A 3,487-nucleotide genomic window follows, 5' to 3' on the forward strand; every position below is an offset into this window, starting at 1 on the left:
GTCCCAGACCAGCCAGATCCAGACTCACAGATGGCCTCGGTCGGGCCGTTGCTGGCGCCGGGTAGGTCGAAGAATGCCAGCACGTCGCTGGCTCGCCGACGCAGAGCTCGACCGAGGCGGGCCTGTTCGTCGAGGCCTTCGGGGATAGCCGTGCGGAGGACGTCCATGACGGCCTGCATCTCTGGTTTCCCGAGTGTGCGGTCCGGGAGGCGGCGATCATGCGCTGGTAGATGCCCCAGGTCGCTTCCACTTCGACGTGTTGCTCGTCGGCATACAGGTCCTGGATCCGTTCGACCTGGCGGTCGGTGATTAGCGCTGCTCCAGTGTGAAGGGTGCATCGGCAGGAATAGAGCGGGTCGCCGGCGCGGCGCGGTATCCGTGCAGGAGTAACTGGATGCGCCGTCGGCAGACGTCGACCGCTTCCCCGGCGAGCCGCCCGACGCGGAAGGGGTCCATTACCGCGACCGCGTCCGGGAATTTCTCGGCTGCGGCGGTCTTGAACCCGGTGAAGCCGATTGTCGCAACAACTTCCACTGCCTCGCGCCAAGTCTAGGGGCGGGCGGCGAGCCAGGTCTTGAACACTGCCTTGAAGCGGCCTTTGACCATGTCCAGCAGCCTGGAAGGGCCGCTGTCCTGGCGAACCGTGGTCAAGTCGATGATCACCGTACAGTGCGGCCCGATATGCGACGGCGGGCTTGCAGGGCGGAGACCACCCGCGCGCAGGATCCTTGGCCTCGTCTACCCCACACCGAACAGATCCTGGCGGAGCGTGCTACCTTGTGGTGCATGGAACCTGACGCTGTTCACCTCGTAGGGCAGTTGCGCCGCGGCGCTCTCGAACCATGTGTCCTCGCCGTCATCGCCCAGCAACCGACCTATGGTCTCGACCTGGCTCGAACGCTGAGCGAACGAGGACTCCTCGAGAGCGAAGGGACGCTGTACCCGCTCCTGTCGAGACTCCGAAAACGCAACCTCGTGACCACTGCCTGGCAAGAGTCCCCGAGTGGACCCCCGCGCCGCTACTACCACATCACCCCGGCAGGCAAGACCGGACTTGCTACATTCACCCAGGAATGGGGCCGCTTCCGGCAAGCCGTCGACCTCGTCATTGGAGACCACGCATGACCACTCTGCCCTCGTCCGCCGCCGCCCAGGCCTACCTCAAGCGCCTCACTGCCCTGACCGAATCGCTCCCCTCCAGCGAGCAGCTGGATCTTCTCACCGGAATCGAGGAACACCTCAGGGACGCCGAACAGCGAGGCGTGATCCAGGCGGCACTCGACAGTCTCGGCCCACCTGAGCAGATCGCCCTGGAAGCCGGGGCAGAGACGGCCGGCACACCGCGGTGGATGCGGCTGCTCGCCGTAGCAAGCGCCGTGGCCACAATGGGAGGCTTCATGGCCCTGGGGGCACTGCTGTGCTTCACGGCGTACTTCGACGATGACTCCGAATACGCTCTACACCCGATGCTCATCCTGCTCGCCTTCGGTGCCGGCAGCATGACAGGAGTCTTCTCGACCGTGCTGTCCTTCCTCGTCAGAGAGCTGACCGGACAGCAGCGGGTTCTGCTGACCGCTTCGTGGATCGCCTCCTCGCTGCTGGCCATCGTGTTCGGCATCGCGGGCGGGAGCGTCCCGGTTGGAGTCAACCTCCCTCTCAGCGCCCTCCCGCTCCTGATGGGTGCCATCGGGGTCGTCCTCGTCCTGCGCTACACCGCACCGAACCCCGCTCGCAAACTGGTCCGAAGCTGAGCCACCCTGGGCCCCATCGCACGTCGTGCTGGGCCGGGTTTCGGGGCTCTAACGACAGAGCAGAAGCAGGGGCAACAGATGACGCGACGCATGGCGATCCCGATGTTCGCTCTGCTCATGACGGTCGTCGCCTGCACCGGGCAGACCGCCACTACCGGCCCCTCCGATCGCGTGGCGAGTGCGTATGGCCTGCCTCCCACCACGGGCGTCTTCGACTATCAGCTCGGTGGTACGTACTCGCCGTCGGGCACGATCGACGTGGTCGTGCGCGATGCGACCGCCGATCCTCTCCAGGGGGCCTACAGCATCTGCTATGTCAACGGATTCCAGACCCAGCCCGGTGATGCCGCGATGTGGAAGGGGCGCGCCGACCTGCTCCTGCACGACGCGCACGGCGACCTGGTCACCGACCCCGACTGGAACGACGAGTACATCCTCGATCCCTCCACCGCAGCACAGCGCGAGGGCATCCTCAACATGCTCACGCCGGTCATCGTGGGCTGCGCGGACGCCGGGTACGACGCCGTCGAGATCGACAATCTCGACACCTTCGACCGATTCGACCAGATCGACGTGAACGGCGCGATGGCCCTTGCCTCCGCCTACGTGGAGATCGCGCACAAGTCCGGGCTCGCGATCGCCCAGAAGAACGCCGCCGAGACCACGACGGCGGCGCACGAGGATCTCGGCTTCGACTTCGCCGTCGCCGAGGAATGCGCCGTCCATGACGAATGTGCCGCGTACACGAGCGTGTACGGGCCCCACGTCCTGCAGATCGAGTATCCGGACAGTCTCGAGGACGCCGGGATGACCTTTGCCGATGCCTGTGCCCTCCCCGACCGCGCGCCGCTGATGATCCTTCGGGACCGCGGTCTTGTCGCCCAGGGCGTCGAGGAGTATCGCTTCGAGTCCTGCTGATCCCGACTGCGTGATGTGCGCATGTCCGGCAGTGGGTAGCGGGGGGATCTGCACACCTGGTTATCGCTCTCGCTCCGGCCCAGCGCGACGTGGAAGCGCCCATCGCCCCCGTCCCAAGAAGTCCAAGACCCGGTTCTGGGACAGGTGGCCGGTGGGCGCATGGAAGCCATTGCGACAGATGGGACGGAGATGTGTGGTGATGACCGAGCAGCGGATCAGGTTCCGAGACCTCAAGCGGCTCTTCACAATTCGGGGTGTAGGTGTGGTCTGAATCCGTCGGCTTCGAGGAGTGCGCGGGCGATGTAGTTGGTGGGGTTGCGGAAGCCGAGGGCCAGGCCACGCAGGTGCTCGAGGCGACCGTTCACGGCTTCGGTAGGTCCGTTGCTCGTGCGCGGCCGGTCGAAGGAGGCCAGGACGTCGCAGGCGCGTCTGGTCAGGGTGCGGCCGAGGTTGCGCAGTTCTACCAACGCCTCAGGCGCGCTGTCGGCGAGGGCGTCGATCACGGAGCTCATCTCGACGCGGCCGGCTGCCCGGTCGGGGTGACGGTAGGCGGAGATCATGCGCTGGTAGATCCCCCAGGTGCACTCGACGTGCACGTGCCGGTCCCCAGCGAAGAGCTTGTCAAGGCGCTCGTGCTGGCGGTCGGTGAGCAGGTCAGCCCCGGTGTGCAGGGTCTGCCGCGCGGTGTAGAGCGGGTCGCCCTTGCGTTCGCGGTGTCCGTGCAGTTCCTGCTGGGCTCGGCGGCGGCACTCATCGAGAGCGTCCCCGGCCAACCGGATGACGTGGAAGGGATCCATAACCGTGACGGCGTCCGGCAG

At 66.2% G+C, this 3,487-nt stretch carries 4 protein-coding genes and 1 pseudogene; 3 read left to right on the forward strand and 2 right to left on the reverse strand.

Going from position 1 to position 3,487, the window contains the following annotated elements; all coding sequences use genetic code 11:
• A pseudogene (locus tag FM110_RS14475) lies at nucleotides 1–672 on the reverse strand (transposase); the annotation flags it as partial.
• A gap of 114 nt (nucleotides 673–786) precedes the next feature.
• Between FM110_RS14475 and FM110_RS04480 the strand changes: the two are divergent.
• From FM110_RS04480 to FM110_RS04490, 3 genes are all read left to right on the forward strand, one after another.
• Nucleotides 787–1,125, forward strand: a complete 339-nt coding sequence (locus tag FM110_RS04480; protein ID WP_013350246.1) for a PadR family transcriptional regulator — start codon at nucleotides 787–789, stop codon at nucleotides 1,123–1,125.
• Entirely contained in the window at nucleotides 1,122–1,751 is a 630-nt protein-coding gene (locus FM110_RS04485; RefSeq protein ID WP_087103072.1) for an HAAS signaling domain-containing protein, read from the forward strand. The genes FM110_RS04480 and FM110_RS04485 overlap by 4 nt, the downstream gene beginning before the upstream one ends.
• A 78-nt stretch (nucleotides 1,752–1,829) precedes the next feature.
• The gene (locus FM110_RS04490) at nucleotides 1,830–2,669 is read left to right on the forward strand and encodes an endo alpha-1,4 polygalactosaminidase (RefSeq protein WP_087103074.1); all 840 of its coding nucleotides are present in this window, start codon (nucleotides 1,830–1,832) and stop codon (nucleotides 2,667–2,669) included.
• Nucleotides 2,670–2,911: 242 nt separating this feature from the next.
• Here FM110_RS04490 and FM110_RS04495 read toward each other — a convergent pair.
• Nucleotides 2,912–3,487 (reverse strand): transposase (locus tag FM110_RS04495; protein ID WP_143276257.1); only part of this gene is annotated, 576 nt, incomplete at its 5' end.

Source organism: Brachybacterium nesterenkovii, assembly GCF_900163655.1.
GTDB lineage: Bacteria > Actinomycetota > Actinomycetes > Actinomycetales > Dermabacteraceae > Brachybacterium > Brachybacterium nesterenkovii.